Genomic DNA, 26,954 nt, shown 5'->3' on the forward strand with positions numbered 1-26,954 from the left:
TTTTTTGTCTGAGGACATCGCTATGGATGGTTATATCTGCCAGCGCCTTCGAAAGCGCGCTGGCGGATTGACGGCTAGCCGGGTCTTTCGACATGGATGTCGAAAGAGGCGCATCAGGACAGGATGTCCGTGTGCGCCGACCCGAAGCGCAGCCGGCGAATCCGCCAGGGTTTCGCGATTTCGGGCGCGAGGAGAGGGAGAGCGAAGAGAGGGCGAGCGTTAAGCCCTCTCTTCAGACCGTGCAAAAGGATAGTAAGACCGTAAGCAGTCGTGTCCTTTGCTGAGTCCGTTGTGACCGCCTTTCAGGTTTCCGGATAAAGCATCCAATGCCGCGCCCGTATCCGCTCGAGACACCGCCTGAGCTCGCCATCCAGCGCGCGATCTTCGACTACCGGGGCGAAATCTTCACGCAGCTTGTCGACCATCTCGGCGAGCGGCGCGGGCAGCGGATCGCTGCGCAGGTGTACCCCCTGCAATGCCGCCAGCAGCGCGGCGGCGGCGACCTGTTCGGTGAGTTCGAGCACTCGCAGGGCGTCGCGGGCGGCGATAGTGCCCATGCTCACCTTGTCCTGGTTGTGGCACTCGGTGGAGCGGGAGAAGACGCTGGCGGGCATGGTGCCCTTGAGCGCTTCGGCGGCCCAAGCGGAGGCGCCGATCTGGACCGCCTTGAAGCCGTGATTGATCATCGCGCGTTCGGCCGGCGCGCCGGAAAGATTGCTCGGCAGGCCGTGGTTGTAGCGGGTGTCGACCAGCAGTGCGAGCTGGCGGTCGAGCAGGTCGGCGACGTTGGAGGTCAACGTCTTGAGACTGTCCATGGCGAAGGCGATATGGCCGCCGTAGAAGTGACCGCCATGCATGACGTCTCCGACGTCCGGATCGATCAGCGGGTTGTCATTGGCGCTGTTGAGCTCGGTCTCGATGAAGCCGCGCAGCCAGCCGAGGCTATCCGCCAGCACGCCCAGCACATGCGGCGCGCAGCGCAGCGAGTAGCGGTCCTGCAAGCGCTGTCGTGGTGGCAGATTTTCCAGTTCCAGATCGGCTCTCAGCCACGCGGCGATACGAGACTGGCCGGGGTGCGGTTTGGCCGCGAACAGTCTCGCCTCGAAATGGTTGGGGTTGCCGCGCAGAGCGGCCACGTTGAGCGCGGTGATGCGAGTAGCGAGCTTCAGCAGATATTCGGCGCGGCCAAAGGCCTGGCACGCCAGCGCGGTCATGACTGCCGTGCCGTTCATCAGTGCCAGCGCTTCCTTGGGTCGCAGCGTGAGCGGCTCCCAGCCCAGCTCGGCGTGCGCCTCGGCTGCCGTTCGCGTTTCGCCCCGCCAGATCACCTCGCGCTCGCCGCACAGCAGGGCGGCCACGTAGGAAAGCGGCGTGAGGTCGCCGCTGGCTCCCACCGAGCCCTCTTCGGGGATCTTGGGCAGCAGATCTTCCTGTAGACAGGCGTGAAGACGCTCAAGCAGCGTGAAGCGCACGCCGGAGACGCCCTGACACAGCGACTGCAGGCGCGTCGCGAGCACTGCCCGCGCCGCTTCGGGTTCGAGAAAGCGGCCCAACCCGCAGCCGTGAAAGGTATAGAGCTGGCGCGGCAGCGCTTCGACCTGGGAGAGCGGAATGGCGGTAACGCAGGAATCGCCGTAACCGGTGGTGATGCCGTAGATCTGCCCCTCGCGGTCCAGCAAGCCGTCGACGACCGCCGCGCCCCGGTCGATCCTGGCGCGCCACTGCGGATCGGCCTCGAGTGTCGACTCGGCGCGGCGTTCAGCCAGAGCAATGATCGATTCGAGGGATAGCGGCGCGGGGCCGAAAGTGACCTGCGGGGCGTTCGGGGGCATGCGGCGGCGTCCGGTTAGGCTCATGGATCGCCGAGTGTAGCCGCGAGCCAAGGCTCGCGGCCAGCAGAGGCGGCCAGGCACCTCTTTTCGATGGGCTTACTCGGGACGGGTAGCGGTGTAGAAGAAACGTACCGAGGGATCGGCCGTGTCGCGTATCGGCTTCCTTCGTCGTACCGCAAGCCTGCCGGCCCTTTGGTTATCGACCCCGAGGACGAGATGATTCGGCTTCTGGCGGATCAAGTGAAGGGAAGGGCGTCGAGAGAAGCCTTTTCTCGCTTGGCGTAGAGCGCAAGTTCATCCACGACGCGGGTCCCGAGCGCCTGTTCAAAATCCTGACGGTTCGCGTTTCCGGCATAGCCCGATGTCTCCTCACCACCGAGGTTCGACTGAAAGATACCGGCCGCACTAACGGGGAGGAAATCCTCGTAGGTGATGGGCGTGGCCGTCACCCAGCCTTGCTCGATAGCGGTCTCGAGGTCCGTTGTCTCGACCTCCTCGAGCGACCCTGCCTGTAGTGTCAGGCGATAATCGAAATAAGCTAGCCCCTGGATACGCAGCTGCTGTTCGTCATCGGGGAAGCGAGAAAACACTTTTTCCATAATGCTCTGATGCTCGTCGTTCGCCAGTCCCTTTGTCTGCTGTCGGGCCGCGGTCAGCAGCTGGTCGTAGAGTGCTCTTCCTTGTGGTTTCAGTGCGATGCCACGCTGCTCGATCTCGCCAAAGCGAGCGGTGTGAGAGCCTTCATGATGATCGGAAAAAACGATGGTCTCTTCCAGCGCCTTGAAGCTCGTCTGTCGCAGCAGAAGGGGGCAACGACGTTTCGGCGGGCCCTCGATCACCGATTTGGGCACGATGCCGACATCAGGCATGCGACGCTGTACTTCATCGATATCCAGCGTTCTGGGTGTAAGGTGGTTGATATGGGGACCGCGGAAACAGACTACATCAGCGATCAGGCGATGTTCGTCATGTAGAGCGCTGTAGGTTTGCCAGTCGACCGTCGCGTCCTGGTGCCAGCGGAAGGTCTTCAGCGCTTCGTTCACGAAGCGCTCGGCTTCCGTCTCCGATAGGCCGCCTGCGCATTCGTAGCTTTCGATCAGCTCGATCAGCTCGGCGCTGAAGATCCGTCGATGTGCGAGGACTTCGGCGGCTTTCTTGCGCAACTCGTCGTTATCGATCAACTCCAGACGAAGCAACGACGTAAATACGCGAAACGGGTTACGGGCGAGAGCATTGTCGTTCACGGGACGAAATGCGGTGGAGTGCACGGGAACACCCGCTTCGGACAGGTCGTAGTAGCCGACGGCGTGCATGCCCATGACCGCGAAAAGTCGCCGCAACCCCGATAGCTCGGCGGGCGTTCCCACACGTATGGCGCCGTGGCGCTCAACGCTGAGCCGCTCCAGCTCGTTCTGGGCTCGTAGCTTCTCTGCCAGATCCGGCTGATTGATCAATGTCTCGGCGTTGACCTGTTCGATGAGATCGATCAGCGTACCGTACTGGGGAACCTCTTTTTGATACATGGCTGACATGGCTTTGGAGAAACGATCTCGTATCTCGTCTTCGGGCAGGAAGTCATTCATGGTCTTACTCCTGGTGGATTGTATTGCTTGAGGCAGGCGAGCAGCGCCTGCAGCGGATGCGGCAGGCGGCTATCGGAGAGTCGCTTGACCTGACTGCGGCACGAGTAGCCGGTGGCGAGCAGGCGCCCGGCGTTGGCCTCGTTCTCGACCGGTGAGCGCCACGAGAGGTCGTAGATCGCCGCCGACGTGTCGCGGTTGCGCGCTTCGTGGCCATAGGTGCCAGACATGCCGCAGCAGCCCGTGTCGACCAGCTCGAGCGCGAGCCCGGCGCGTGCGAAGAGCTGCTGCCAACCCTTGGGGCTTGCAGGCGCGTTGGTCTTCTCGGTGCAGTGCGAAAGCAGCTTATAGCCGGGATCCGCCGCTGCCGCCGCGTCGGTATCCCATCCCGAAGGTAACAGCGCCGGACCCAGGCCGAGCAGCCACTCCTGCAATAGCGACACCGGGGGTACTGCCATCGGCCCGAGCGCCTTCACGTACTCCTGGCGATAGGTCAGCGTCATCGCCGGGTCGATGCCTACCAGTGGGATGCCGAAGCGCGACAGTGTCTTGAGCCGGTCGGCCTGGCGTGCGGCGACGCGCTGGAAGCGGCCCAGGAAACCTTGCACGTGAAGCGGCTTACCGTTGGGGTGGAAGGGCGCCACGAACACGCGGATATCCAGCCGCGACAGCAACTCGACGATATCCAGCACCAGCTCGGCCTCGAAATGGCTGGTGAAGGCATCCTGCACCAGCACCACGCTGCGGGCCTTCTGGATGTCAGTCAGCCGCCCCAAGGTGATTGGCGTCGCCTCGGCGATGCCCCAGGCGGATAGCCCCTTCTTCAGGCTCGCGCGCGATAGGCGCGGAGAATCGACGATGCCGAGCCCTTGCGACAGGCAGCGATCGACCAGTCGCTGGTCTAGCAGGGCGTTGTAGAGCCCGGCGACCGGCTGCAGGTGCGGAATCGCGAACTCCAGTCCGCCGATCAGATAGTCGCGCAGTGGCCGCGCGTAGCGGCTGTGATAGCTCTCCAGAAAGCGCGAGCGAAAATCGGGCACGTCAACCTTGATCGGGCACTGGCCCGCACACGATTTGCAGGCCAGGCAGCCGGCCATGGCGTCGTAGACCTCGTGTGAGAAATCCGTCTCGCCGCGCCGACGCGCCAGCGCGCGACGCAGCTTGCCCGGCTGCGTCTTGAGCCAGGCGCCGAGCCCCCCACGCTGCTGGGTATGGCTGACCGCCAGCACATCGACGCCCGAGTCACCCTGACGCGTGAGCCACTCGCGCATCAGGCTCGCGCGCCCCTTGGGTGAGTGCACGCGCTGGCGTGTCGCCTTCCACGAGGGGCACATCGCGTCGTTGGGGTCATAGTTGTAGCAGGCACCGTTGCCGTTGCAGTAGACCGCGCTGGCGTTGGCCTGCCAGACGCGTTCATCGATCCGGCTGTCTCGCTCGCCGCGGGTCGGTACGCCATCGACCGCCAGCAGCCCAGGATCGTGACCGTCGACGATCCCAATTTCCGCAGACCGGGCGCTCGGGGTGGTCTCATCCACGTGGCTCGCGTCTTCGGGTAGTTTAATTTGCCCCACCTCTTCGGGCGGGGTGAAAAGAGGCGTCGCGATCTTGCCCGGATTCAACTGGTTATGCGGGTCGAACGCCGCTTTCAGACGCTGCAGGGCCGGATAGAGCTCGCCGAAGAAGCGCGGCGAGTATTCCGAGCGCACGCCCTTGCCGTGCTCGCCCCATAGCAGACCGCCGTAGCGCTGGGTCAGCGCCGCTACCTCGTCAGAGAGCTCGCGAATCAGCGCCGCCTGAGCCGGGTCTTTCATGTCGATGGCCGGGCGCACGTGGAGCACGCCGGCATCGACGTGACCGAACATGCCGTAGTCGAGCCCGCGGGCATCGAGCAAGGCGCGGAACTCGGCGATATAGTCGGCCAGCACCGCCGGTGGTACGGCTGTATCCTCGACAAAGGGGATCGGGCGCTTCTCGCCCTTGGCGTTGCCGAGCAGGCCTACAGCGCGTTTGCGCATGGCGTAGACCCGTGCGATCTGCGCTCGGCCCTCGGCCAGGGTATACCCGATTCGCTCGACGCTTGCGTCAGCCCCGAGGTGGGCGGTGAAGGCGGCGACGCGGGCGGTCAGGCGGTCGGGATCGTCGTCGTTGAACTCGATCAGGTTAATGCCGCGCGTCGGCGTATCGTTTGTCGTCTCGGGGAAAAATTCGGCGACGCTGTCCCAGACGAAGTCCTCCATCGCCAGCATCAGCACCGTATCGTCGACCGTCTCGATCGATGTCGGTCGGCTCACCGACATCAGTGTCTCGGCGTCGCGAAGGGCCTCCATGAAGCCCGCGTAGCGCACGTTCACCAGCGTTGAATGTTTCGGCAGCGGCAGCACGTTGAGCGTTGCCTCGTTGAGCAGTGCCAGAGAGCCTTCCGCGCCGCACAGCACGCTGTTGAGATCGAAGTGGCCGTCGTCGGTGTAAAGGTGCGCGAGATCGTAGCCGGTCAGGCAGCGGTTAAGCGGCGGAAAGCGGGTCGCGATACGCTCGCGCTCCGTCTCGGCAATGTCGTGGGCCGCGCGGTGGACGCGGCCGACGGCATCGTCGCGTTCGCAGGTCGCCGTCATCGCCTCGGCGGCGAGCGGTTCGCTGTATAGCCGCTCGCCACCGATGAGCAGGGCATTCAGCGCCAATACGTGGTTGCGCGTCTTGCCGTACTCGCAGCTGCCCTGGCCGCTGGCGTCGGTGGAGATCATGCCGCCGATCGTCGCGCGATTGGAGGTCGAGAGCTCCGGCGCGAAAAAGAGGCCGTGCGGTTTGAGCGCGGCGTTGAGCTGATCCTTGACCACGCCTACCTGGACCCGAACGCGGCGATTGTCGACGTCGATCTCGAGAATCCGGTTCATGTGGCGCGAGACATCCACCACCACGCCATCGGTCAGCGACTGGCCGTTGGTGCCGGTGCCGCCGCCGCGAGGCGCCAGCACGATGCCGCGATGGCGCGTCGTGCCGATCAGCCGGGCGATGCGCTCGAGGTCGGCGTCGTCGCGCGGGTAGAGCACCGCCTGCGGCAGACGCTGATAGATCGAGTTGTCTGTCGCCAATACCATTCGGTTGGCGGTGTCCGGCGCAATCTCGCCGGTGAAGCCTTCCGCCTCGAGATCATCGAGAAAGCGGCGGTAGCTCTTGTCGAGGGCCAGGTCGGCGCTGGCCGGGTCGAGCCTTGCAATCATGGGGCATTCTATTCTCGGAGCGAATTTCATGCAGTGAACGCTAGAGCATTTGCCTTCATCGGCCGGCTAACATCAAGACGAGAGACGCCGATGTCGAGAGTTGAAATTCACGTCGTGTCAGGGAAATGTGATACGTCGAATGTAATCTTACGCTGCAGACACTACTCGCTGGCTCGACAGAGGGACAAGCGAAATAAATGCAGTCGGTTATTCCGAAAAGTGTTGATTTAGATTCAGGCTTTATCATGTATCCAGTCAACAAAGCTTTTGATTTTGAAGTCTTCGCTTTTGTGGCCAGAGTAGGCGATATAGTAGGCGTCGCGACTCAGCAGGCGATGATCCCAAGCGACACTTAACTCCCCAGAAAGCACTTCTTCAGCCACCATGAATTCGGGTACTAACGCGACACCGCATCCCGCCTTGGCAGCGCTGATCAGCATGTCGAAAGTACCAAGGCGTGGACCTAGATAGCTTTGTCTGATGCTGAGGTTTTGACTCGTAAACCACTCTTGCCAAAGGTTAGGTCTAAATGCTGCCTGAAGTAACCCGATCGAGGTCAGGGAGCGAGCGTTAGCGGGTGTGTCCTGCCGATAACGTCTCGGTGAACAAATGGGGATCATGGTTTCAGAACAGAGGAACCGGCACTCTGCACTTGGCCATGCCCCATGTCCGTAGAAAAAGGCAACGTCCACATGTTCGTCGTCTAGATTGAACGGGTCGAGTCGCATACTGATATCCAGATGGATGTCAGGATAACAAGCAGTAAACCCCTCGAGGCGCATCATTAGCCACCTAGCAGCAAAAGTCGGTGGCGCCGTAATATTCAGAATCTTATTGGAACCAGAATAGGATTGAATTCCGTAGGTCGACTGTTCGACATGCGCCAGAATTTTTTTTACCTCGGAGAGATAGATTTCGCCTTCGGGGGTCATCTTTAGCGTTCGACCAACTCTGCGAAACAAGGATTTTTCGAGAATCGCTTCCAGTTGCAGGACTTGCTTGCTGACAGCGCTCTGGGTGATTTTCAGCTCTGCTGCGGCTCGGGTAAAGCTAGAATGCCGAGAGGTGGCCTCGAAACATCGCATGGCAATTAACGTTGGAAGATGCCGATAACTCATGAGGATCGAAGCCTTGTGAGAGACAGTGCGACGACGTCTTTAGTCTCGATGAACGTGGCAGCCACGCATACCTGCATGCGCACTTATTGGTGGCTGCTGCAATGAAGCGGTCAATGGGAGGAAAGAACGAGAGGCCCCCAGATGCAGATGAGCAAGGTCATAGCGATGGTGAGAGGGAGTCCGTTAACGAGATAGTCTCGGAAACGATAGCCGCCCACTAGGACTTGGCTCATGGCGACAGCGCCGATCGGCGTGGCGATGGCAATGTTTGAGGCAACGGCGATGCCCAGTGCGAAAGGGTAAGGATTGTAACCGAGAGAGTCGGCTATTTGAATGAAAATTGGCGCCATCATGGCGGCCGTCGCGGTATTGGACATCAAATTCGTCAATACTACGGTAACGACAATGCAGGCACAGAACAAAATCCAAAAATCGTTCCCGATAACACCTGCTGTCATGTCCGCTATCATTTTTCCCGCCCCAGAATTATTCATTCCCGCAGCGATTCCTTGAGCAAAAACCAGTAGTAAAATCGTGTTCCAGTCAACCCGCTGCATGCAGGGTTTGAAATCGACACATCGGGTGACGAGCACGATCGCCGCACCGATGATGGCGATGATACCGATGGGAAATAGCCCCGTGACGAATGAAATGATGCAAAACAGCATGGTCGCGCCGGAGATCCAGGTCTTAAGCGTCAATTGGATTTCATCGGGCATTGTGCTATCGGTCAGCTCCGGGGCGGAAAAATTATAGGAACTATGCTGTACTTTGTAACCAATGGTTATCATGTAAGCCATCATCAGCAGGAAGCAGGGGCCGGCTAGGATAGCAAAATCGAACAGGCCAATGGGTGGGTAATCGTACTGAGATAAAACCCCGTTGACCAAGGGCTGAGGCGTCGACCCAACCAACGTCAATGTGCCACCAATTGAAGCAGCCATAGCAATTGGCATTAGCAGGTTCTTGGTTTTGATAACACCATTGGATTTCGCCGCTATGGCTGCAATAAGGGGGATCAGTGTGGCCATAGTGGCTGTGTTGCTCAGGAAAGCAGATACTAAGCCTGCCATGATCATTAGTATAATCATCAAGGTTAGTTCGTTTTTAGCAAATCGACTTCTAGTTATCTTTCTTCCAAGAAACAGTACAAGCCCGGTCTGGAAAAGTGCATCACCAACGATCATCATTCCAAACACCAGCATGACTACCGTGCTTGAGAAGCCCGAATAAACGCTCTGGTAGTCAGTGGTGCCTAATAGATAGAAGGCTAATGCTGATATCATGGCGGTAATGGAGATCGTGATCCTGTCCAGTATAAAGACGCCAAGTGTGACTAAGATAATGATAATAGCCACCCAGGCTTTATCTATGGATGGGCGGTCTCAATGACCAAGTGCAACACGTGACCCATCAGGTACCGTGTTACCATGACTTATCGCCACCTCACTGCTGAAGACCGAGCTGCCATCATGATGATGCGAGCCACCCATTCGATCCGGGCCATCGCCAGTCACCTGGGCCGTGCGCCAAGTACCGTGTCACGAGAACTCACTCGTCATACGGTCAGTGTTGCCGCAGGCTACGATGCCAGCCTGGCGGGCTATCGGGCACGGCTGGCACGTCATCGGACTCGTCGGTGCCCCAAGCTACATCCCGATGGGGAGCTATTCGAGCTGGTGGCCTATCTGCTGCGCAAGTACTGGTCTCCTCAGCAAATAGCCCGCACACTGAAGGGCATGTTTCCTGACGATACTCAGCGCCAAGCCTCTCACGAAGCCATCTACAACGCGCTCTATGTGATGCCCCGCGGCAGCCTCAAGAAAGAACTTATTGCTTGCCTGAGGCAGGGCAATGGCAAACGTCGGCCACGCAGCCGTGGCAAGGATCGGCGCGGCCAAATCCCTGATTTGGTCAGCATCCACCTGCGACCGCCCGAGATCGAGGACCGGCTGATGCCCGGCCACTGGGAGGGCGACCTGATCATGGGCGCCAACAACCGATCCGCTGTCGGCACGCTGGTAGAGCGCACCACTCGGTTGGTGCTCCTGGCGAAGCTGGACGGCACTACCGCCACGGCCGCTGCCATCGGGTTTAGCGACAAGCTGAATGAGGTACCGCGATCCCTGCGTCTCTCCATGACCTACGATCAGGGCAGGGAGATGGTGAAGCACGCCGAAATTACCCAGCGGACCGGCACTGCGATCTACTTTGCCGACCCGCACAGCCCGTGGCAGCGCGGCTCCAACGAGAATACCAACGGCCTGTTGCGGCAGTATCTGCCGAAGGGCACCGATCTCTCGGTATACAGCCAGGAAGAACTCGATGCGATCGCTGACTCGCTGAACACACGGCCACGCCAGACACTGGATTGGCGGACGCCGCTGGAGGTTTACGCGGACGTTCTCAAGAAATCAATCGCTGGACCAGACACACTTCAATAGTGTTGCGCTTGGAACTTGAGACCGCCATGTGATCCAGTCAAGCATCGGATTTCCTCAGGTTGGCGGACAGATTATTTCGTCGGACTGATTGATTTAATGGCTGGCTTTTCTGCAGTTAAAATAATATTATATGTTTGTCGTAGTTTGTTGCTGATGGTAATAATTTTAGTATTTTCAGTGATGTGGGCTCAAACGAAAAAAAAGACTTTTGATATTCTAAAATGTAATGAATGCATTTTTAAATATATGATTGTGTCAATTAGACATTGATCTAACGTCATGAACCATGGCTACTGCCATGCAGAAAGCTCCAGAGCGATAAGAAGAGGCCGAGTGTGGCGCAATGCGCGACGGCAAGTACTGTGCCAGTAGGCGACGCTGGTTGGCGTGACGATTCGATGCCATTGGGCGCTATGTCGCAGCGCCTTATACGGCATCGTCGGTTTCTCTTGGCCTTCCGCCAACGCGAAGAAAGGCCTGAAATAGGGGGGGGTGAAGGTAGGTGTAGCCGCCAAGTTACGCGGATGACGCCACACTTACCGCAATGCCGGCCGTGGTAATGCCATACGGGTAGGCGATGCCGAGCCCGAGCCCGAGCCCGAGCACGGCGAGCGCAAGGTCTAGAGACGTTTCTTCCCTGGAGACCTAGGCGGGGCTGAGTCCGCGCTACTTGAGCTTGAACGGCCTCGACAATCGAGACTGGGCATCGCGACTTTTTGAGTGGGCGGTTCAAGCAGGTCGCGCTGCCGTGTAGAAGAAACGTACCGAAGGCTCGCCATCGAGCAGCGGAGCGGTGCCTTCCTTGAACGGCGGGTAGTGCGGCATCTGCATGTGATGCTCGAAGGCGTTCCGGTCGCGATAGACCTCGTGAAGCACGACGATGTCTTCGCTGCCTTCCGGCGTCAGCACGTCGAATGCCAGGCAGCCTTCCTCGTTGGTCAGGGACTCGCTGGCATCGTTGTGGGCCAGTGCGAGGAAGGCCGGCACCTGGCCCGGCTTGATGCGGAATTCGGCAATGACCACGAAGTGAGTGGATTCGGCCATGGTGATCTCCTTATCGAAATTGAGCGGGGCAATGGCGAGCGCGTCGTCGCCGACACGCCGGCCTGGGCATCAGTGTACGCGCGGCGCCTCGCCCATGCCGAGACGTTCCTGGAATTCGGCCACGGCGCTCTTGAGGAGTTCCAGCAATCCAGGAATCAGCGCGACGCCCTGATCCGGCCCCTCGACGAACTGTTCGACGCTGACGTGAACGGCCTCGTTGTGCACCACCAGCTTGGCGGCTTTCAGCGTATTCATCACGTCGTTGGCGGTTTCCAGCAGCAACGTGCGATTGGTGGCGGCAGCAGCCTGCCACACGCCGGGCAGCATCAGCTGGAAGAATGCCGGTTCGTCGGTGGCGACGACCAGCACGAACTCGAGATTGTCCTGACGAATGCGCGCCGCCTGGGCGTCCATGGCCTCGATGTCGATCTCCATGGCGCGCAGCTGCTCGATATAGCGTTCGAGCGGGGTGGGGGCTTCGTGTGATGTGTCAGACTGCATGAAGACGCTCCGAAGTCGAGTTGCGGCGACAAGGCGCCGATGACAATGAACCCATTGTAAGACAACTGACGCCATCGGCGAGAAGCCAATTGGCGGCCATGGCGTCGAGGTTTAACATGCCGCCCATGCCCAAATTTCCTTCGGCCAACGCCTTTCCCCAGCTCCGCCCTTACCAGACGCAAGCCGTCGATAACGTCATCGCTCACTTCCGGGGCAGCGACGATCCGGCCGTGGTCGTGTTGCCTACTGGCAGCGGCAAATCGCTGGTCATTGCCGAGCTGGCACGCCGCGCGCGAGGCCGGGTGCTGGTGCTGGCGCATGTCCGTGAACTGGTCGAGCAGAATCACGCCAAGTACCTGGCCTACGGACGCGAGGCGGACATCTTCAGCGCCGGTCTGGGACGCAAGGAAAGCGGTCGCCAGGTGGTGTTTGGCTCGGTGCAGTCGGTGGTCAACGGGCTGGCGGACTTCGCCACCGGCGACTTCACGTTGCTGGTGATCGATGAATGCCATCGCCTATCGATTTCAAAAGAGGCGCTGGCTCGCGGTGCCGGAAAGGCCGAGGATGATCGCCAGCGCAGCGCTTCCACCTACGAGAAGGTGATCGCGCGGCTGCGCGAAGCGCGGCCCAACCTCAAGGTGTTGGGGCTGACGGCAACGCCGTATCGTCTCGGCGAGGGGTTTCTCTATCACCGCCACTACCACGGCATGGTGAAAGGGCCGGAGGATGCCTTCTTCCGCGACTGCGTGTTCGAGCAGCCGCTGCGGGTGATGGTGCGTCAGGGCTATCTCGCCGAGCCCAGACGCATCGATGGCGCCTTGGCGTTCTATGACTTTTCGCAGCTAGTGCCACAGCGCAACGGCCAGTTTGCCGAGCGGGATCTCAACGGTGTGGTCCAGGGCAACCGCGCCACGCCCCAGATCATCCATGACGTGATCGAGCGCGCCCGCGATCGCCAGGGCGTGATGATCTTCGCCGCCACCGTCGCGCACGCCGAGGAAGTGCTGGGGCTGCTGCCCTCGGAGGAGAGTGCATTGGTGACCGGGGCGACGCCGGGGCCGGAGCGGGAGCGATTGATCGCGGCGTTCAAGGCGCGAAAGCTCAAGTATCTGGTCAACGTGGCGGTGCTGACGACCGGCTTCGATGCGCCGCATGTGGATGTGATCGCTATTCTGCGTCCGACCGAATCGGTGGGGCTCTATCAGCAGATCGTCGGCCGCGGATTGCGGCTCTCGCCGGGAAAGACCGACTGCCTGATCCTCGACTATGCCGGCAACCCGTGGGAGCTCTATGCGCCGGAGATTGCCCAGGCGCGCCCGGACGGCGAGAGCGAGCCGGTGCAGGTCGAATGCCCGGAGTGCGGCTTCGCCAATACCTTCTGGGGCAAGCGCGACGGCGACTTCGTGATCGAACATCACGGCCGGCGTTGCCAAGGGCTGGTGCTATCTACACGCGCCGCTCTCCATCGCGCCCAACCCCGCGCGAAAGACGAAAGGTCAAACCCGGCGGGCGAGCCTGATGTGGGCGCGGCTTCTGGCGCGGGTGAAGGGAAGGGCGCGGCTTCTGGCGCGGGTGAAGGGAAGGGCGCGGCTTCGGGCGCGGGTGAAGGGAAGGGCGCGGCTTCGGGCGCCTTGGAAAGCCGACATCAATGCACGTTCCGCTTCCGCTTCAAGGTCTGCGAGCAGTGCGGCGGGGAGAACGATATCGCCGCGCGTGCCTGCGGCCATTGCGGCGAGCGATTGGTCGATCCGGACGACAAATTGCGCGATGCGCTCAAACTGCGTCATGCCAAGGTGCTTCGGGTCAGCGGCATGCAGCTCGAGGCGACCACCAACGGGCGCGGCGTGCCGCGGCTCAAGGTGACCTACCACGACGAGGATGGCGAGACGCTGAACGAATGGTTCGGGCTGGAGACGCCGGCACAACGGCACGTTTTCGACCGCGTCTTTCTACGCCAGCATCTGCGCGCGCCGGGCAGTGGCTGGCGGCCCGGTTCGGCCGAGGAGGCGGCTGCCGAAGCGGGGCGTCTGCGCGCGCCGGACTTCGTCATCGGCCGCAAGAGCGGCCGACATTGGCGGGTCGAAGAGAAACTGTTCGACTACGTTGGCCGTTATCGCAAGGCGGATGCCGCAGGGGGCGAAGTGTGAAAAATGATTTACCTGCTAATAAATTCGTTGGGGCAATGGCGACCTTTTGACTAGAATGAAGCAGCGCTCGCTCGAGTGTCGCCGCAGGCGCCGATCAGGGCGCTGCCCCTCAAAACCGTTAAGCAAGGAGCTCCTCATGAGCTGGACGACCCCGGAAGTGAAGGAAATCTGTGTCGGCATGGAAATCAACGACTATATGCCCGCTGAATTTTGAACCCGCAGCAAGACGCGCGCGGCGGCGCTGCTCTGCAGCTGCGCGTACTGGGGGCGGCCGCCGGTGGCGGTTCGCCTCAGTGGAATTGCCGCTGCGACGTGTGCCGCCTGGTCTGGGAGGGCGATCCGCGCGTCACGCCACGGACCCAATCCTCGATCGCCGTTAGCGTTGACGGCGAAAACTGGGCGCTGATCAACTGCGCGCCCGATATTCTCAAACAGATTCAACAGACGCCGGCATTGCATCCGCGCCAGGGCCTTCGGCATACGCCGATCGCCAGCGTGCTGCTGACCAATGCCGACGTCGATCATGTCGGCGGGCTGCTCAATCTTCGCGAGAGCTCGCCGTTCCGGCTGCTGGCGACGCCGATGATCCAGGATGTGCTGCGTGGCAGCCCGATCTTCGATGTGCTGAACCCCGAACATGTCAGCCGTGAATCCATCGCCCTGGATCAGCCCTTTGCACTGCTCGACGGGCTGCAGGCCCGGCTGTTCGCGGTGCCGGGCAAGACCGCGCTCTATCTCGAAGGTGACCAGGTCGAGATCGGTGTCGAAGGAGAAAGCACGGTCGGCGTCGAACTGATCAGCGGGAACCGGCGCGCCTACTATATCCCCGGCTGCGCCGCGATGACGCCGACGCTGGCCGCGCGCCTCGACGGTGCCGATCTGCTGCTGTTCGACGGCACCCTGTGGCGCGACGACGAGATGGTGCGCGCCGGCGTCGGCCACAAGACGGGCAACCGCATGGGCCACATGTCGATGTCCGGCGCCGAGGGCAGTATCGCGGCGCTGGCCGATCTCTCGCTGGGCCAGCGCGTCTTCGTCCACATCAACAACACCAATCCGGTGTTGATCGCGGATTCCCCCGAGCGCCAGACGGCCGAACGCGCCGGCTGGGAGATCGCCTACGACGGTATGGAGTTGAGCTGTTGAGCCTGACCTTCGAGAATCATCCAGATCTGACCGAACCGTTGAGCGTCGAGGCGCTGGAAGCCCGACTGCGCGAGGTCGGCGAGACGCGTTATCACCATCGTCATCCGTTCCAGCTGATGCTGCAGAACGGCGAGCTCGACAAGCGCCAGGTCCAGGCCTGGGCGCTCAATCGCTACTACTACCAGGCGATGATCCCGATCAAGGACGCCTCGCTGATGGCGAGACTCGACGATCCCGAACTGCGCCGCACCTGGCGCTCGCGGCTGGTCGACCATGACGGCGAAGCGGCGGGCGAGGGCGGCATCGAACGCTGGCTCAAACTGACCGATGGCCTCGGCCTGTCGCGGGAGCTGGTCGTCTCGACGCGGGGCATCCTCCCGGCGACGCGCTTCGCGGTCGAGGCGTATACCCACTTCGTGCGTGACCGGTCGCTGCTCGAGGCGATCGCCTCGTCGCTGACCGAGCTGTTCTCGCCGATGGTGATCGGCCAGCGGGTGCGCGGCATGCTCGAACACTACGACTTCGTCTCCCGCGAGACGCTTGCCTACTTCGAGCCGCGCCTGACCCAGGCGCCGCGGGATGCCGAGATGGCACTCGATTACGTCAAGCGCCACGCGCATCGCGCCGACCAGCAGCAGGCGGTCATCGATGCCTTGCGCTTCAAGTGCAGCGTGCTGTGGGCGATGCTCGATGCTCTTCAACATGCCTACGTTGGCGCCGGATCGAATGCATCGGGTCAGGTGCCGCCGGGCGCCTGGGGCAGTGGCACCGAAGGGCAGGAGATCGAAGGTGACGGCCTGGGTGGCTACATGAGTGGCAGCCTGAGTGACAGCCTGAATGACCACGGGAGGCTTGCCCGATGAGTGCCGATAGCGATACCCATCTCGACAGCAATGCCGGCGGCGTGTCGGCGCTTGCCGAGCGCGACGTGGTAAGGATCCCGCGCGGCGTGCGGCTACGCGAGGACAAGGCTCGTGGCGGCTGGGTGCTGCTGGCGCCGGAGCGGGTGTTCCAGCTCGATCCGATTGCCCAGCAGGTGCTCACCCGCGTCGACGGCGAGCGTGACGTCGCTGCCATCGTCGACGATCTGGTGCAGGCGTTCGCCGCGCCGCGGGATCGCATTCTCGCCGACGTGCGGGCGATGCTCGCCGGTCTGATCACCAAGAACGTTCTGGAAGTGGCATGAATACCCCATCGGAAGCGCGACAGCGGCCCGTTAGTCAGCCCTCTGGTCAGCCACCGCCTATTGGCATGCTGGCGGAACTGACCCATCGCTGCCCGCTGCAGTGCCCTTATTGCTCCAACCCGGTCGAGCTGACCCGCAAGCGCGAGGAGCTCGATACCGAGACCTGGCAGCGGGTCTTCGCCGAGGCGGCCGAGCTCGGCGTACTGCAAGTGCATCTTTCCGGCGGTGAGCCGGCGCTGCGCCAGGATCTGGAAACGCTGGTGGCGAGCTGCGCCGAGCACGGCCTCTACTCCAACCTGATCACCGCCGGCGTCAACATCAGTCGCGCGCGGCTCGAGGCGCTGGCGGATGCCGGGCTCGATCACGTCCAGCTCTCGGTGCAGGGGGCGACCGCGAAGGTCAACGACCATATCGCCAATCTTCCCGGGGCCTTCGACAAGAAGCTCGCCTTTGCGGCGGAAGTGACCGACGTCGGTCTGCCGCTGACGCTCAACAGCGTGATCCATCGTGCCAATCTTCACCAGATTCCCGATCTGGTCGAGCTGGCGCTGGCGCTGGGCGCGCGGCGCCTCGAGATCGCTCACGCGCAGTATTACGGCTGGGCGCTTCAGAATCGTGGTGCGCTGATGCCGCCTCGGGAGCAGGTGATGGAAGCCCTCGAACTGGTGGAGGCGGCCCGCGAGCGGCTGAAGGGCAAGCTGGTGATCGACGCCGTGGTGCCGGATTACTACGCGCGCCTGCCCAAGCCGTGCATGAATGGCTGGGGGCGTCAGTCGCTCAATGTCTCGCCTTTGGGGAAAGTGTTGCCGTGCCACGCCGCCGAGACCATCCCCGGTCTCGAGTTCTGGAATGTGCGCGACCATGCCCTGGGCGAGATCTGGCAGGAAAGCCCCGCGTTCAACGCCTATCGCGGAACCGCCTGGATGCCGGACGCCTGCCAGAGCTGCGACCGCCGCGAGATCGACTGGGGCGGCTGCCGCTGTCAGGCTCTGATGCTGACCGGTGACGCGACCCAGATGGACCCGGTCTGCGAGCTTTCGCCCTATCACGACGAGATCCAGACGCTGGCGATCGTCGATTCCCGGCGCGACGACGAATTCATCTATCGCCGATTTTCGCGCCAGCCCGCCTAGCGAAGATTCGGGAACGGGGAGGCCGCCTCCTCTCCGATAGGCCGCCGCGCCAACGCTTGATAGACTGGATGCCTTTCCGCCCAGCACCGGCTTTTCATTTCGTGGCTTTTCATTCAGCGGCTTTTCATTGCGCGACAATTCATGGCGCAACAAGGAGGGAGGCGGCGTGAGCGTTATCGAATCCGAACGACCCGATGCCGCCGAGGCGTCGCCCTCCGCGCAGCTGCCGCTCGAATTCGTGGCGCGGGTCAATGGCGAAGGCCTGACCGAGCTGCCGCAGGATCTCTACATCCCGCCGGAAGCGCTGAAAGTCTTCCTCGAGACCTTCGAAGGCCCGCTCGATCTGCTGCTCTACCTGATCCGCCGGCAGAATCTCGACATTCTGGCCATCGACGTTGCCGCCATTACCCACCAGTACGTCGAGTACGTCGATCTGATGCAGGCGATGGAAATCGATCTTGCCGGCGAATATCTGGTGATGGCCGCGATGCTCGCCGAGATCAAGTCGCGCACGCTGCTGCCGAGACCGCCCAGGGGAGACGACGAGGATGAAGAGGATGATCCGCAGGCCGAACTGATTCGTCGCCTGCAGGAGTACGAGCAGCTCAAGCTTTCCGCCGAGACGCTGGACGAACTGCCGCGGATGGGGCGCGACTGGCATCCGGCCCAGGCGGCATTGCCGGAGCTCGAGCCCCGCGTCGTGCATCCGGATGTCTCGCTGAGCGATCTGCTCGGGGCGCTGGGCAGCATGCTCAAGCGCGCCGACCTGCGCCAGTCCCACCGGATCAGCCGCGAAGTGCTGTCGACGCGGGAGCGAATGCTCGCGATCATGGCCAGACTCGAGGCGGATCGCTATACGCCGTTCGAATCGCTGTTCGAGCTTTCCGAGGGGCGCGCCGGGGTCATCGTCACCTTCATGGCGATTCTCGAATTAGCGCGTGAGTCGATGATCGAAATCGTGCAGAATGCGCCGCTCTCGCCGATTCATCTGCGGGCCCGGCTGGCGCTGGAGGTGGGCGTCCCCGGCGAGAACGAAGGCGCTCCCGGCGAGGCAGAGAGCGTCTTCGAGACCGGCAGCGACGACGAGGCGAAGGCATGAACCGCCTGACCGACCCCTACGTGACCCCAGCGCTGGACGAAATTCTCGAAGCGATACTGCTGGCCGCCGGCGAGCCGGTCTCGCTGGAGCGGCTCGAGACGGTGTTCGAGGCAGACCAGGCTAACGCAGGGCTGTTCGACTCGAGGCAGCCGCCGTCGCGGGCGGCGATCCGCGAATCGCTCAACAAGCTCGGCGAGCGGCTGGCAAGTGGCGGCGCACTGGAGCTGATCGAGTCGGCGTCGGGGTACCAGGTGCGCATTCGGCAGCGCTATTCGCCCTGGGTATCACGACTATGGGACGAGAAGCCACAGCGCTACTCGCGGGCTCTGCTCGAGACGCTGGCGCTGATCGCCTACCGCCAGCCGGTGACCCGCGGCGATATCGAAGAGGTGCGCGGCGTGGCGGTGAGCAGTTCGATCATGCGCACCCTGGTGGAGCGCGGCTGGATTCGCGTCGTCGGACATCGAGACGTGCCCGGACGGCCGGCGGTCTACGCGACCACGCGGACGTTTCTCGACGATCTGGGGCTGAAGACCCTGGATTCGTTGCCGCCGATGCATGAACTCAAGCAGTTCGAAACGTTCGAAACCGGCATGCACGAGCCGTTCGAAGATGTGCCCCCTGTCGAAACGGCTGATGAGGACGGCGGCGAGACGCCGTCACCTGAAGAAGGCGGCTCGAAAGCGGCGGTGGAAACGCAAGAACCCGATTTATCGGCAGCGTCGGGTGAATGTGACAATGATGAGCCCGACAACGACGAACACGCCGAGATGGCGTCCCCCGGCGAGTCGCTGAGTTTTGCCGAGCTCGAAGCGCGACTGGCCGAGCGTGCCCGAAAACGCCAGGCCGAGGCGGCGAACAACGCCGGCCCGGCGGACGAGAATTCGGACACGGACACCTGAGAATCGCCAATTCCGATCGGTTTGCCTGTGGGCGCGACGGTCACTGGCGAATTCTCCAGCCGACGAGGCAATGAAAGACATGACGGATACCAACACCGAAAAGCTGCAGAAAGTGCTGGCGCGCGCCGGTTACGGCTCGCGACGGGAGATGGAAACGGCGATCAGCGCCGGCCGGATCAAGGTCAACGGTCAGGTCGCCAAGCTGGGCGACCGGGTCGGGGCACGCGACCGTGTGGCGCTCGATGACCGGGCGATCAACCTGCGAGCGGTCGAGGAAGTGCCGCGACGGGTGATCATGTACAACAAGCCGGAAGGCGAGCTGTGCACCCGCAAGGATCCCGAAGGCCGGCGGACCGTCTTCGAACGCCTGCCGCGACTGAAGGGCGAGCGCTGGATCGCGATCGGGCGTCTCGACATCAATACCAGCGGGCTGTTGCTGTTCACTACCGACGGCGAGCTGGCCAACCGGCTGATGCATCCTTCACACCAGATCGAACGGGAATACGCGGTGCGCGTGATGGGTGACGTGAAGCGCGAGCACGTGGTCAACATGGTCGAAGGCGTAATGCTCGAGGACGGCCCGGCCCGTTTCACCGACGTGCAGGAGTTCGGTGGCGAGGGCATCAACACCTGGTTCCACGTGGTGATCCTGGAAGGCCGCAACCGCGAGGTACGCCGGCTGTGGGAGTCCCAGGGGCTGACCGTCAGCCGCCTGAAGCGCGTGCGCTACGGCAACATCTTCCTCGACAAGCGGGCCAAGGCCGGCGAGTGGACGGAGATGACCCAGGACGAGATCGACGAGCTTTCGACCCTGGCAGGTCTCGAGCCGCGCAAGGTGCCGGAGATGACGCCGGACGAGAAGAATCGCTGGAGCCGCGACAAGAACAAGCGTCGCCCGGTGACCGCGATGAAGAAACCGCGTCGGCCGCGCCGCGAAGACGCCTGATCCCGGCGGCGCGTCGATTGCCTCGGAGCGGGGAAAAAACGCTTGCCTGCTCCGAGGCTTATGAGTAACATGTGCGCCCAGTCGGAAGGGGTCGTTAGCTCAGTTGGTAGAGCAGTTGGCTTTTAACCAATTGGTCGTAGGTTCGAATCCTACACGACCCACCACTTTCCGACGGGTCGATGTTTTTGGCGCAAACGAGCGCCATTGATCAGAAAAGCATGGGTCGTTAGCTCAGTTGGTAGAGCAGTTGGCTTTTAACCAATTGGTCGTAGGTTCGAATCCTACACGACCCACCATCGATCTCTTCCTCGCCTTCACGGCATCGATTCGGCATTCCCTCGCCGATCATCCGTTCCGGGTCGTTAGCTCAGTTGGTAGAGCAGTTGGCTTTTAACCAATTGGTCGTAGGTTCGAATCCTACACGACCCACCATTCTGCTTTTATTCCTTCGCTTCACGCTGAGTTGATGCGCGCCTGGTCGTGTCTGTGGTACTGGTTAATGCCCGTTCCAGGAGAGAGCCCATGTCTTCCCGTGCCTCCGCGCCGCTCGCTGACGCTCGACACTCGTCCCGATCGGGTGCCGTCTATCGCCATGCCGACGAGCCGATCGGCAGTGTCGAGCAGATCTACAGCGGGCGGTTGGTTCCGGACCTGGCGGTCAGCACCTTTCGCAACATCGACCGGCTGTTTCCTTCGAGGATCGTCACGGCCGGCGAGCGGCCACGCCCGCTGACGCAGGCGCTGGAAAGTCTCGACGGGGTGCTGGCCATGATGAACGGGGAGTCCTACGACCTCTATGACTATCTCGCCTTGAATCAGGTCACCGGGCTGGTGGTCCTCCACCGGGGCCGCATCGTCCACGAGACCTATCAGCGCGGCAACGATCGTGACACGCGCTGGATGTCGATGTCGGTAGCCAAGTCCATCTGCTCGACGCTGGCCGGCATGGCGATTCAGGACGGGTCGATCCGGGAGGGGCTGGCGGCTCGGGTGGTCGACTACGTGCCGGCGCTGGCGGGAAGTGCCTACGATGGCGTGAGTCTGCGCGAGCTGCTGATGATGGCCTCCGGCGTGGCCTGGAACGAAACCTACACCGACCCGGCCTCCGATCGCCGTCGGCTGCTCGAGGCGCAAGTCGCCCAGCAGCCGGGCGGGGCGATGAGGGTGATGGCGTCGCTGCCTCGCGCCGCGATGCCGGGAACGGTCCACAACTACAGCACCGGCGAGACGCAGATTCTCGCCGAGCTCGTTCACCGTGCTATCGGCCGGTCGTTGGCCGACTATCTGTCGGACAAGCTGTGGCAGCCCTTCGGCATGGAGCACGATGCTACCTGGTGGCTGGAGTCGCCGGACGGCATCGAGATCGGCGGCAGCGGAATCAGCGCCACGTTGAGAGATTACGCGCGTTTCGGCCAGTTCATGCTCGAAGGCGGGAAGATCGATGGCGAACCGCTGTTGCCCGAAGGCTGGGTTGCCGAGGCCACGCGGCCGACCATGCTCGCTGGCGGCGAATCACCGGGCACTGAACCACTGGAATATGGCTACATGTGGTGGACTGCCTGGACGGACCCTTCACGCCAGGATCAGGCCTATGCGGCGAAGGGTATCCACGGGCAGGCCATTTACGTCAATCCGGCCCGTGAGATCGTGATCGCGCAGAACGCCGCCGCCCCCAAGCCGTTGGGCAAGTTGGCGATCGATCCCATGGCATTCTTCGACGCGATCGTCGCGCACCTCGACCGGCATCGCTGAATCCTGCTCTCCGGCCGTTTCTTTCTCGGCGCGAGCTCGGCGCGAGATGCCCGGAAGCCATCGCCGGGGTCCGATGGCGGGGCAGGTCAGAAGTTTTGCATCGTATCCCGGTAGCCGAGGAAATCCTTGCGCCGCTGCTCGATGCGGCTGGCCATGGCGTAGTCGCCGCTCTGCCTGGCCACTTTCTCGGCGGAGTCTATCTGGCGGATGGCGGTGTCGATGCGTCCTTCGAGCTGTAGCTGCTCCGCGCGTGCCAGCTGGCCCCAGGCATCACGGCCGGTGCGGCCGGCGGCTTCGGCCAGTAGCCCGAACACGTTAGGGTCCTCCGGATACTGTTCGCTCATGTCGCGCAGCACGTCGAACGCCTGGGCGGGAGATGTCTGCAACAGCGTTTCCGCCTGTACCCATTGCGCCGGAAAGTAGGAGGGGGAGAGCCGCAGGATGTGTTGCGCCCGCGTCAAGGCTTCCTGGCGGCGGCCGGCATCGTAGGCGATCTGCGCCGCCGTGGCGGGAATCATCGAAAGATCGGGGTATTGCCGGGCCAGCTCGTCCAGTGTTTTCAGCGCGGCGTCGGTGTGCGTCTGCTGGGCGTCGACCAGCGCCCGAAGGTAGCTCACCGCCGCCGGCGGCGGGTTGTCCTGCTCGAGCGCCGTCATCGCCTGGGTCGGGTTGTCCCGATTGATCATCAGCAGTGCCCGGCCGCGAACCATGGCGTACGTGGGGTCGTCATGATGGGGAGGCGAGGACAACTGGTCGGCGCGCGCCTGGGTGTCGCTGATGCGCGATTCGGTGACCGGGTGCGTCAGCAGAAACTCCGGCGGGTTGCCGCCTTGTAGCGCGGCGAGCTTCTGCAGCGTGCGGAACATGTCCGGCATGGCCTGCGGATCGTACCCGGCCTTGGCCATGGCGTTGAGACCGACGCGATCGGCTTCCTGCTCGAAGCGCCGGGAGTAGGCGAGCTGGTCCTGGATGAAGGCGGCCTGCGTCCCCATCATGGCGGCGATGCCGGCGCTGCCGCCACCCCCGGCCGCCAGCACCATGCCCGCCAGCATCGCCGCCATGGTCGGCAACTGCGTCTCCTCGACCCGCTCCATGCGCCGGGCATAGTGGCGCTGGGACAGGTGGCCCAGTTCGTGGGCCAGAACCGAGGCGAACTCGTCTTCATCGGGCGCCGTGGTGAACAGGCCGGCGTTGACCCCGACCACGCCGCCGGGAACGGCAAACGCATTCAGCAGACGGCTGTCGACCAGCGTGACCACGAGCCGTTCGTCGACGCCGCTGTACGGCACCAGCTTGGCCAGCATCGAGCGGACGTAGGTCTGGGTGATCGGATCCTGCCAGGGATCGGTCTGGGCACGGAACTGGCGCAGCCAGGCGCGACCCAGGCGGTATTCGTCACTGGTAGTGACGGCGGCGCTGGTACTGCCGAGATCCGGAAGCTGATAGCCTTGCTGGGCCTGGGCTAGCGGGGCGGCGCCGGCCAGCGTTGCGGATAGCAGCGAGACGGCCAACAGCTGCCGTTTGAATGATGTCGGTCGGTGGTTTGTCATGCTGACGGTCTCGATCCCCATTCAGGCAAAGCTACGGTACAGGCAAAAGACCCGGCGCAGCCAAAGATACGCTGCAGGCGAAAGCCGCGGTAGGGGGTAACGGTCTGGGTTATCATGCCTTCGACTACAGTTTGTCGCAGACGTGCCCAGGCGCTTTCCAAACTCGGGGAGCGATGCCACCGGCCCTGTGGCAGGCTAACGAACTTTCGATTCATCTTTCAATTTACCGTTCACCAACCCGGGATCTGTCATGTCTCAAGCGCCCGATTGCCGACTGGATGCCTCCGGTCTGAGCTGCCCGCTTCCATTGCTCAAGGCCAAGCAGGCTCTCGCCGGCATGCAGGCCGGGCAACTGCTCGAAGTGATCGCGACCGATGCGGGCTCCTGGCGTGATTTCGAGAGTTTCGTCGAGCACAGCCGACACACGCTGGTCGAGCGCGAGCAAGCGGACGGAATCTATCGCTACTGGCTGCGCAAGGCGGATGGAGACGCACCGGCATGAGTTTGAAGGGCATTCTGCGTCACTGGTTCGAGCGTTATCTCTCCGATGAAGAAGCGATCGTCCTGCTGGCACTGCTGATCGGCGGCTTTGCCATCGTGATCTGGCTCGGCGGTGCGCTGGCACCGTTTTTCACCGCGCTGGTCGTCGCCTTCCTGTTGCAGGGCGTGGTGGCCTGGCTGGAGCGTCGAGGGCTGCCGCGTCTGCTGGCGGTGGGGCTGGTCTTTCTGCTGTTCGTGGGGGCGCTGCTGGCACTGGCACTGGTCATCATGCCGCTGGTCTGGAATCAGCTGGTCGAGCTGGTCCAGGAAGCCCCCAGCATGTTTGCCAGCAGCCAACGCTGGCTGGGCGAGATGCAGACGAAATATCCGACCATCGTCACGCCGGATCAGATCCAGGGCTGGATCGCCACGGCCGGACACCAGGCGTCGCAGCTCGGCCAGCGGGCGCTGACCTTCTCGCTGGCGTCGCTGGGTAATCTGATGGCGGTGATCATCTACCTGGTCCTGGTGCCGATCCTGGTCTTCTTCATGCTCAAGGATCGCGAACGGCTGGTCGCCTTCATGCTGTCGATGCTGCCGGGCAAGCGCACGCTGATGACCCGTATCTGGCAGGAAATGGATGACCAGATCGCCAACTACGTGCGCGGCAAGACCATCGAGATCATCATCGTCGGCAGCGTGGCCTTCATCGTGTTCTGGGCCTTCGGGCTGCCCTACGCCGCCTTGCTGGGGCTGATAGTGGGGCTGTCGGTGCTGGTGCCCTATATCGGCGCCGCGGTTGCCACGCTGCCGGTCGCGGCGGTGGCGGGTTTTCATTTCGGCGCCAGCGAGCAGTTCCTGTATGTGCTGGCGGCGTACGCCATTCTGCAGGCGCTCGATGGCAATGTACTGGTGCCGGTCCTGTTTTCGGAAGCGGTCAACCTGCACCCTGTCTCGATCATTCTGGCAGTGCTGTTTTTCGGCGGGTTGTGGGGCTTCTGGGGCGTGTTCTTCGCGATTCCGCTGGCAACCCTGATCAAGGCGCTGGTGCAGGCCTGGCCGCGAGGCGAGTCGGACCAGGCCGAGATAGAGAAGGCGCCCTGAAGCGCGTCCGCGCCGACCGTCAGGCGTTGAGTTCGCGCGCCGCTTCGAGCACTTCTTCCACGTGCCCCGGCACCTTGACGCCGCGCCACTCGCGGGCCAGGTTGCCGTCGGCGTCGATCAGAAACGTGCTGCGCTCGACACCCAGATGCTCCTTGCCGTACATCTTCTTCAGCTTGATCACGTCGAACTGCCGGCAAATCGCTTCGTCGCGATCGGAGATCAGCTCGAATGGGAAGCCTTGCTTGGCCTTGAAGTTCTCGTGGGACTTGAGGCCATCCCGCGAGACGCCGAAGACGACCGTGTTGGCGGCCTCGAACTCGCTGATCCGATCACGGAAATCGCCGCCTTCGGTGGTGCAGCCCGGGGTGCTGTCCTTGGGATAGAAATAGATCACCACCTGCTTGCCACGGTAGTCGCCGAGACGAAAGGTCGTGTCGCCGGTGGCCTCGGCGGAGAAATCTTCGACGGGTTGTCCAACGCTGAGGGTCATGAGCCGCTCCGAAATGAAAGGGGAAGGGTTCGCCAAAATCCCTGAGGATTCCGTTGCGAACGAACGATAGCCGATTCTGGCGGTCAATGCTCGGGCGTGACGATCATCGAGGCGGGCAGCGGTCTTCAGCCAGCGGCGACGTCGGGTGTCGAGGCGCCGATCTCGGCGGGGAGCCGGCTTGCCGGCTGTACACGCCGAGGCTGCCTGAGTACCATCTGAGGTTTGCAAATCGTGCCTGGTAGGCGCCATGCCCGCATCGGCATGCGTCCGGGGTTCCGGGATCCGTCAGGTCCGGTTGTTCGCTTGCCGGATAATCGACTTGCGGTGAGTTAACGCGGCCGGCGTCCATCCCGGCCACAGGGAGAGAGCTGCAAGATGATCACAGGCAGTATCGTTGCCATGGCGACGCCGATGAAAGCCGGTGGCGAGATCGACTGGGAGGCGCTGCGTCGCCTGGTGAATTTCCATCTCGATCACGGCACTGACGCGATCGTCGCCGCCGGTACCACGGGCGAACCGACCACGATGTCGTTCGCCGAGCACTTCGATGTCATCCGCACAGTGGTCGAAGAGGTCAACGGTCGGATCCCGGTCATCGCGGGCACGGGCGCCAACAACACGGCCGAAGCGGTCGAGCTGGCGCGCTACGCCAGCGAAGTGGGCGCCGACTGCTGTCTGTCGGTGGCGCCTTACTACAACAAGCCGACCCAGGAAGGCTTGTATCAGCATTTCAAGGCGGTCGCCGAAGCCAGCGAACTGCCGATCATTCTCTACAACGTGCCTGGTCGCACCTGCTCCGACATCTACAACGAGACGGTTTTCCGCCTGGCGGAGCTCGAGCGGATCGTCGGCTTGAAAGATGCCACCGGCAATCTGGAACGTGCCGAGGAGTTGATCGATCGGCTCAAGGGCAGCGATTTCGCGCTCTACTCCGGTGACGACCCCACCGCTTGCGACTTCATGCTGATGGGCGGCCACGGCGATATCTCCGTCACCGCCAACGTGGCACCGAAGTCGATGCATGACCTGTGTGTCGCGGCGACCAGCGGCCAGCGCGAAAAGGCGCACCAGATCAACGCGCGTCTGGCGCCTTTGCATACGGCGCTGGGGATCGAATCCAACCCGATTCCTGTCAAGTGGGCGCTCAACCGCATGGGTTATGCCGACACCGGGATCCGGCTGCCGCTGACCTGGCTGTCCGAGCGCTACCACGGCAGCGTCGGCGAAGCGTTGCAGCTCGCCGGCATCGACAGCAAGTGATACCACCCGGCGTGGATCGAAT

At 62.5% G+C, this 26,954-nt stretch carries 23 protein-coding genes and 3 tRNA genes; 17 read left to right on the plus strand and 9 right to left on the minus strand.

What is annotated here, in order from left to right; translation table 11 throughout:
- Positions 1-302: 302 nt before the first annotated feature.
- The 5 genes from R5R73_RS03125 to R5R73_RS03145 form a co-directional block, all read right to left on the minus strand.
- Positions 303-1,832, minus strand: a complete 1,530-nt coding sequence (locus tag R5R73_RS03125) for an aromatic amino acid ammonia-lyase (protein ID WP_322528754.1) — start codon at positions 1,830-1,832, stop codon at positions 303-305.
- Between the two features lie 236 nt (positions 1,833-2,068).
- Entirely contained in the window at positions 2,069-3,415 is a 1,347-nt protein-coding gene (locus R5R73_RS03130; RefSeq protein ID WP_322528755.1) for a VOC family protein, read from the minus strand.
- Complete coding sequence (locus tag R5R73_RS03135; RefSeq protein ID WP_322528756.1) at positions 3,412-6,630, minus strand: FAD-binding and (Fe-S)-binding domain-containing protein; 3,219 nt, start codon at positions 6,628-6,630, stop codon at positions 3,412-3,414. The genes R5R73_RS03130 and R5R73_RS03135 overlap by 4 nt, the downstream gene beginning before the upstream one ends.
- A 233-nt stretch (positions 6,631-6,863) precedes the next feature.
- Positions 6,864-7,748 (minus strand): LysR substrate-binding domain-containing protein, encoded by an 885-nt coding sequence (locus R5R73_RS03140; RefSeq protein WP_322528757.1) that lies wholly within the window; start codon positions 7,746-7,748, stop codon positions 6,864-6,866.
- 110 nt (positions 7,749-7,858) lie between these two features.
- A complete protein-coding gene (locus R5R73_RS03145) occupies positions 7,859-9,106 on the minus strand; it encodes an SLC13 family permease (RefSeq protein ID WP_322528758.1) in 1,248 nt (415 codons plus the stop codon).
- A 72-nt stretch (positions 9,107-9,178) separates the two neighbouring features.
- Between R5R73_RS03145 and R5R73_RS03150 the strand changes: the two genes are divergently transcribed.
- Entirely contained in the window at positions 9,179-10,192 is a 1,014-nt protein-coding gene (locus tag R5R73_RS03150) for an IS30 family transposase (protein ID WP_322528759.1), read from the plus strand.
- Between the two features lie 729 nt (positions 10,193-10,921).
- On the opposite strand, the gene R5R73_RS03155 is transcribed toward R5R73_RS03150, so the two are convergent.
- Both R5R73_RS03155 and R5R73_RS03160 read right to left on the minus strand, forming a co-directional pair.
- Complete coding sequence (locus tag R5R73_RS03155; RefSeq protein WP_322528760.1) at positions 10,922-11,236, minus strand: putative quinol monooxygenase; 315 nt, start codon at positions 11,234-11,236, stop codon at positions 10,922-10,924.
- Between the two features lie 69 nt (positions 11,237-11,305).
- Positions 11,306-11,737 (minus strand): hypothetical protein, encoded by a 432-nt coding sequence (locus tag R5R73_RS03160; RefSeq protein WP_071232745.1) that lies wholly within the window; start codon positions 11,735-11,737, stop codon positions 11,306-11,308.
- A gap of 125 nt (positions 11,738-11,862) precedes the next feature.
- Here R5R73_RS03160 and R5R73_RS03165 point away from each other — a divergent pair, with 125 nt between their 5' ends.
- The 13 genes from R5R73_RS03165 (at position 11,863) to R5R73_RS03220 (ending at position 22,048) form a co-directional block, all read left to right on the plus strand.
- Entirely contained in the window at positions 11,863-13,884 is a 2,022-nt protein-coding gene (locus R5R73_RS03165) for a DEAD/DEAH box helicase (protein WP_322528761.1), read from the plus strand.
- A gap of 136 nt (positions 13,885-14,020) precedes the next feature.
- Complete coding sequence (gene pqqA, locus R5R73_RS19265; protein ID WP_075569317.1) at positions 14,021-14,098, plus strand: pyrroloquinoline quinone precursor peptide PqqA; 78 nt, start codon at positions 14,021-14,023, stop codon at positions 14,096-14,098.
- On the plus strand, positions 14,095-15,030 hold the full coding sequence (gene pqqB, locus R5R73_RS03170) for a pyrroloquinoline quinone biosynthesis protein PqqB (RefSeq protein WP_244179825.1): 936 nt from the start codon (positions 14,095-14,097) through the stop codon (positions 15,028-15,030). The genes pqqA and pqqB overlap by 4 nt, the downstream gene beginning before the upstream one ends.
- The gene (pqqC, locus tag R5R73_RS03175) at positions 15,027-15,893 is read left to right on the plus strand and encodes a pyrroloquinoline-quinone synthase PqqC (protein WP_322528762.1); all 867 of its coding nucleotides are present in this window, start codon (positions 15,027-15,029) and stop codon (positions 15,891-15,893) included. The genes pqqB and pqqC overlap by 4 nt, the downstream gene beginning before the upstream one ends.
- A complete protein-coding gene (gene pqqD, locus R5R73_RS03180) occupies positions 15,890-16,216 on the plus strand; it encodes a pyrroloquinoline quinone biosynthesis peptide chaperone PqqD (protein ID WP_322528763.1) in 327 nt (108 codons plus the stop codon). Before pqqC ends, pqqD begins: the two co-directional genes overlap by 4 nt.
- A complete protein-coding gene (gene pqqE, locus R5R73_RS03185; RefSeq protein ID WP_322528764.1) occupies positions 16,213-17,349 on the plus strand; it encodes a pyrroloquinoline quinone biosynthesis protein PqqE in 1,137 nt (378 codons plus the stop codon). The genes pqqD and pqqE overlap by 4 nt, the downstream gene beginning before the upstream one ends.
- A 166-nt stretch (positions 17,350-17,515) precedes the next feature.
- Positions 17,516-18,448 (plus strand): segregation and condensation protein A, encoded by a 933-nt coding sequence (locus R5R73_RS03190; RefSeq protein WP_416221214.1) that lies wholly within the window; start codon positions 17,516-17,518, stop codon positions 18,446-18,448.
- The gene (gene scpB / locus R5R73_RS03195; RefSeq protein WP_322528765.1) at positions 18,445-19,350 is read left to right on the plus strand and encodes an SMC-Scp complex subunit ScpB; all 906 of its coding nucleotides are present in this window, start codon (positions 18,445-18,447) and stop codon (positions 19,348-19,350) included. The genes R5R73_RS03190 and scpB overlap by 4 nt, the downstream gene beginning before the upstream one ends.
- Before the next feature lie 79 nt (positions 19,351-19,429).
- Positions 19,430-20,296, plus strand: coding sequence for a 23S rRNA pseudouridine(2605) synthase RluB (rluB, locus tag R5R73_RS03200; RefSeq protein ID WP_083387467.1), 867 nt, complete (start codon positions 19,430-19,432; stop codon positions 20,294-20,296).
- Between the two features lie 88 nt (positions 20,297-20,384).
- Positions 20,385-20,460: transfer RNA gene (locus tag R5R73_RS03205), tRNA-Lys, on the plus strand.
- Between the two features lie 56 nt (positions 20,461-20,516).
- A tRNA-Lys gene (locus R5R73_RS03210) sits at positions 20,517-20,592 on the plus strand.
- Between the two features lie 60 nt (positions 20,593-20,652).
- Positions 20,653-20,728: transfer RNA gene (locus tag R5R73_RS03215), tRNA-Lys, on the plus strand.
- A 90-nt stretch (positions 20,729-20,818) separates the two neighbouring features.
- Positions 20,819-22,048 carry a serine hydrolase gene (locus R5R73_RS03220; protein WP_322528766.1) on the plus strand — a complete coding sequence of 410 codons (1,230 nt, stop codon included), beginning with the start codon at positions 20,819-20,821 and terminating at the stop codon, positions 22,046-22,048.
- Between the two features lie 86 nt (positions 22,049-22,134).
- Here the strand turns inward: R5R73_RS03220 and R5R73_RS03225 are convergent, their stop codons facing one another.
- Positions 22,135-23,598 carry a M48 family metalloprotease gene (locus R5R73_RS03225; protein ID WP_322528767.1) on the minus strand — a complete coding sequence of 488 codons (1,464 nt, stop codon included), beginning with the start codon at positions 23,596-23,598 and terminating at the stop codon, positions 22,135-22,137.
- A gap of 250 nt (positions 23,599-23,848) precedes the next feature.
- Here R5R73_RS03225 and R5R73_RS03230 point away from each other — a divergent pair, with 250 nt between their 5' ends.
- Together R5R73_RS03230 and R5R73_RS03235 are read left to right on the plus strand one after the other, a co-directional pair.
- A complete protein-coding gene (locus R5R73_RS03230; RefSeq protein WP_071232753.1) occupies positions 23,849-24,100 on the plus strand; it encodes a sulfurtransferase TusA family protein in 252 nt (83 codons plus the stop codon).
- On the plus strand, positions 24,097-25,182 hold the full coding sequence (locus tag R5R73_RS03235; protein WP_071232754.1) for an AI-2E family transporter: 1,086 nt from the start codon (positions 24,097-24,099) through the stop codon (positions 25,180-25,182). The genes R5R73_RS03230 and R5R73_RS03235 overlap by 4 nt, the downstream gene beginning before the upstream one ends.
- A gap of 19 nt (positions 25,183-25,201) precedes the next feature.
- Here R5R73_RS03235 and R5R73_RS03240 read toward each other — a convergent pair whose 3' ends face one another.
- A complete protein-coding gene (locus R5R73_RS03240; RefSeq protein ID WP_322528768.1) occupies positions 25,202-25,672 on the minus strand; it encodes a peroxiredoxin in 471 nt (156 codons plus the stop codon).
- A gap of 375 nt (positions 25,673-26,047) precedes the next feature.
- Here R5R73_RS03240 and dapA point away from each other — a divergent pair, with 375 nt between their 5' ends.
- Complete coding sequence (gene dapA, locus R5R73_RS03245) at positions 26,048-26,932, plus strand: 4-hydroxy-tetrahydrodipicolinate synthase (protein WP_071232756.1); 885 nt, start codon at positions 26,048-26,050, stop codon at positions 26,930-26,932.
- The last annotated feature ends 22 nt before the right edge of the window (positions 26,933-26,954 follow it).

It is taken from the genome of Salinicola sp. LHM, from assembly GCF_034479735.1.
GTDB classification, from domain to species: Bacteria; Pseudomonadota; Gammaproteobacteria; order Pseudomonadales; family Halomonadaceae; genus Salinicola; species Salinicola salarius.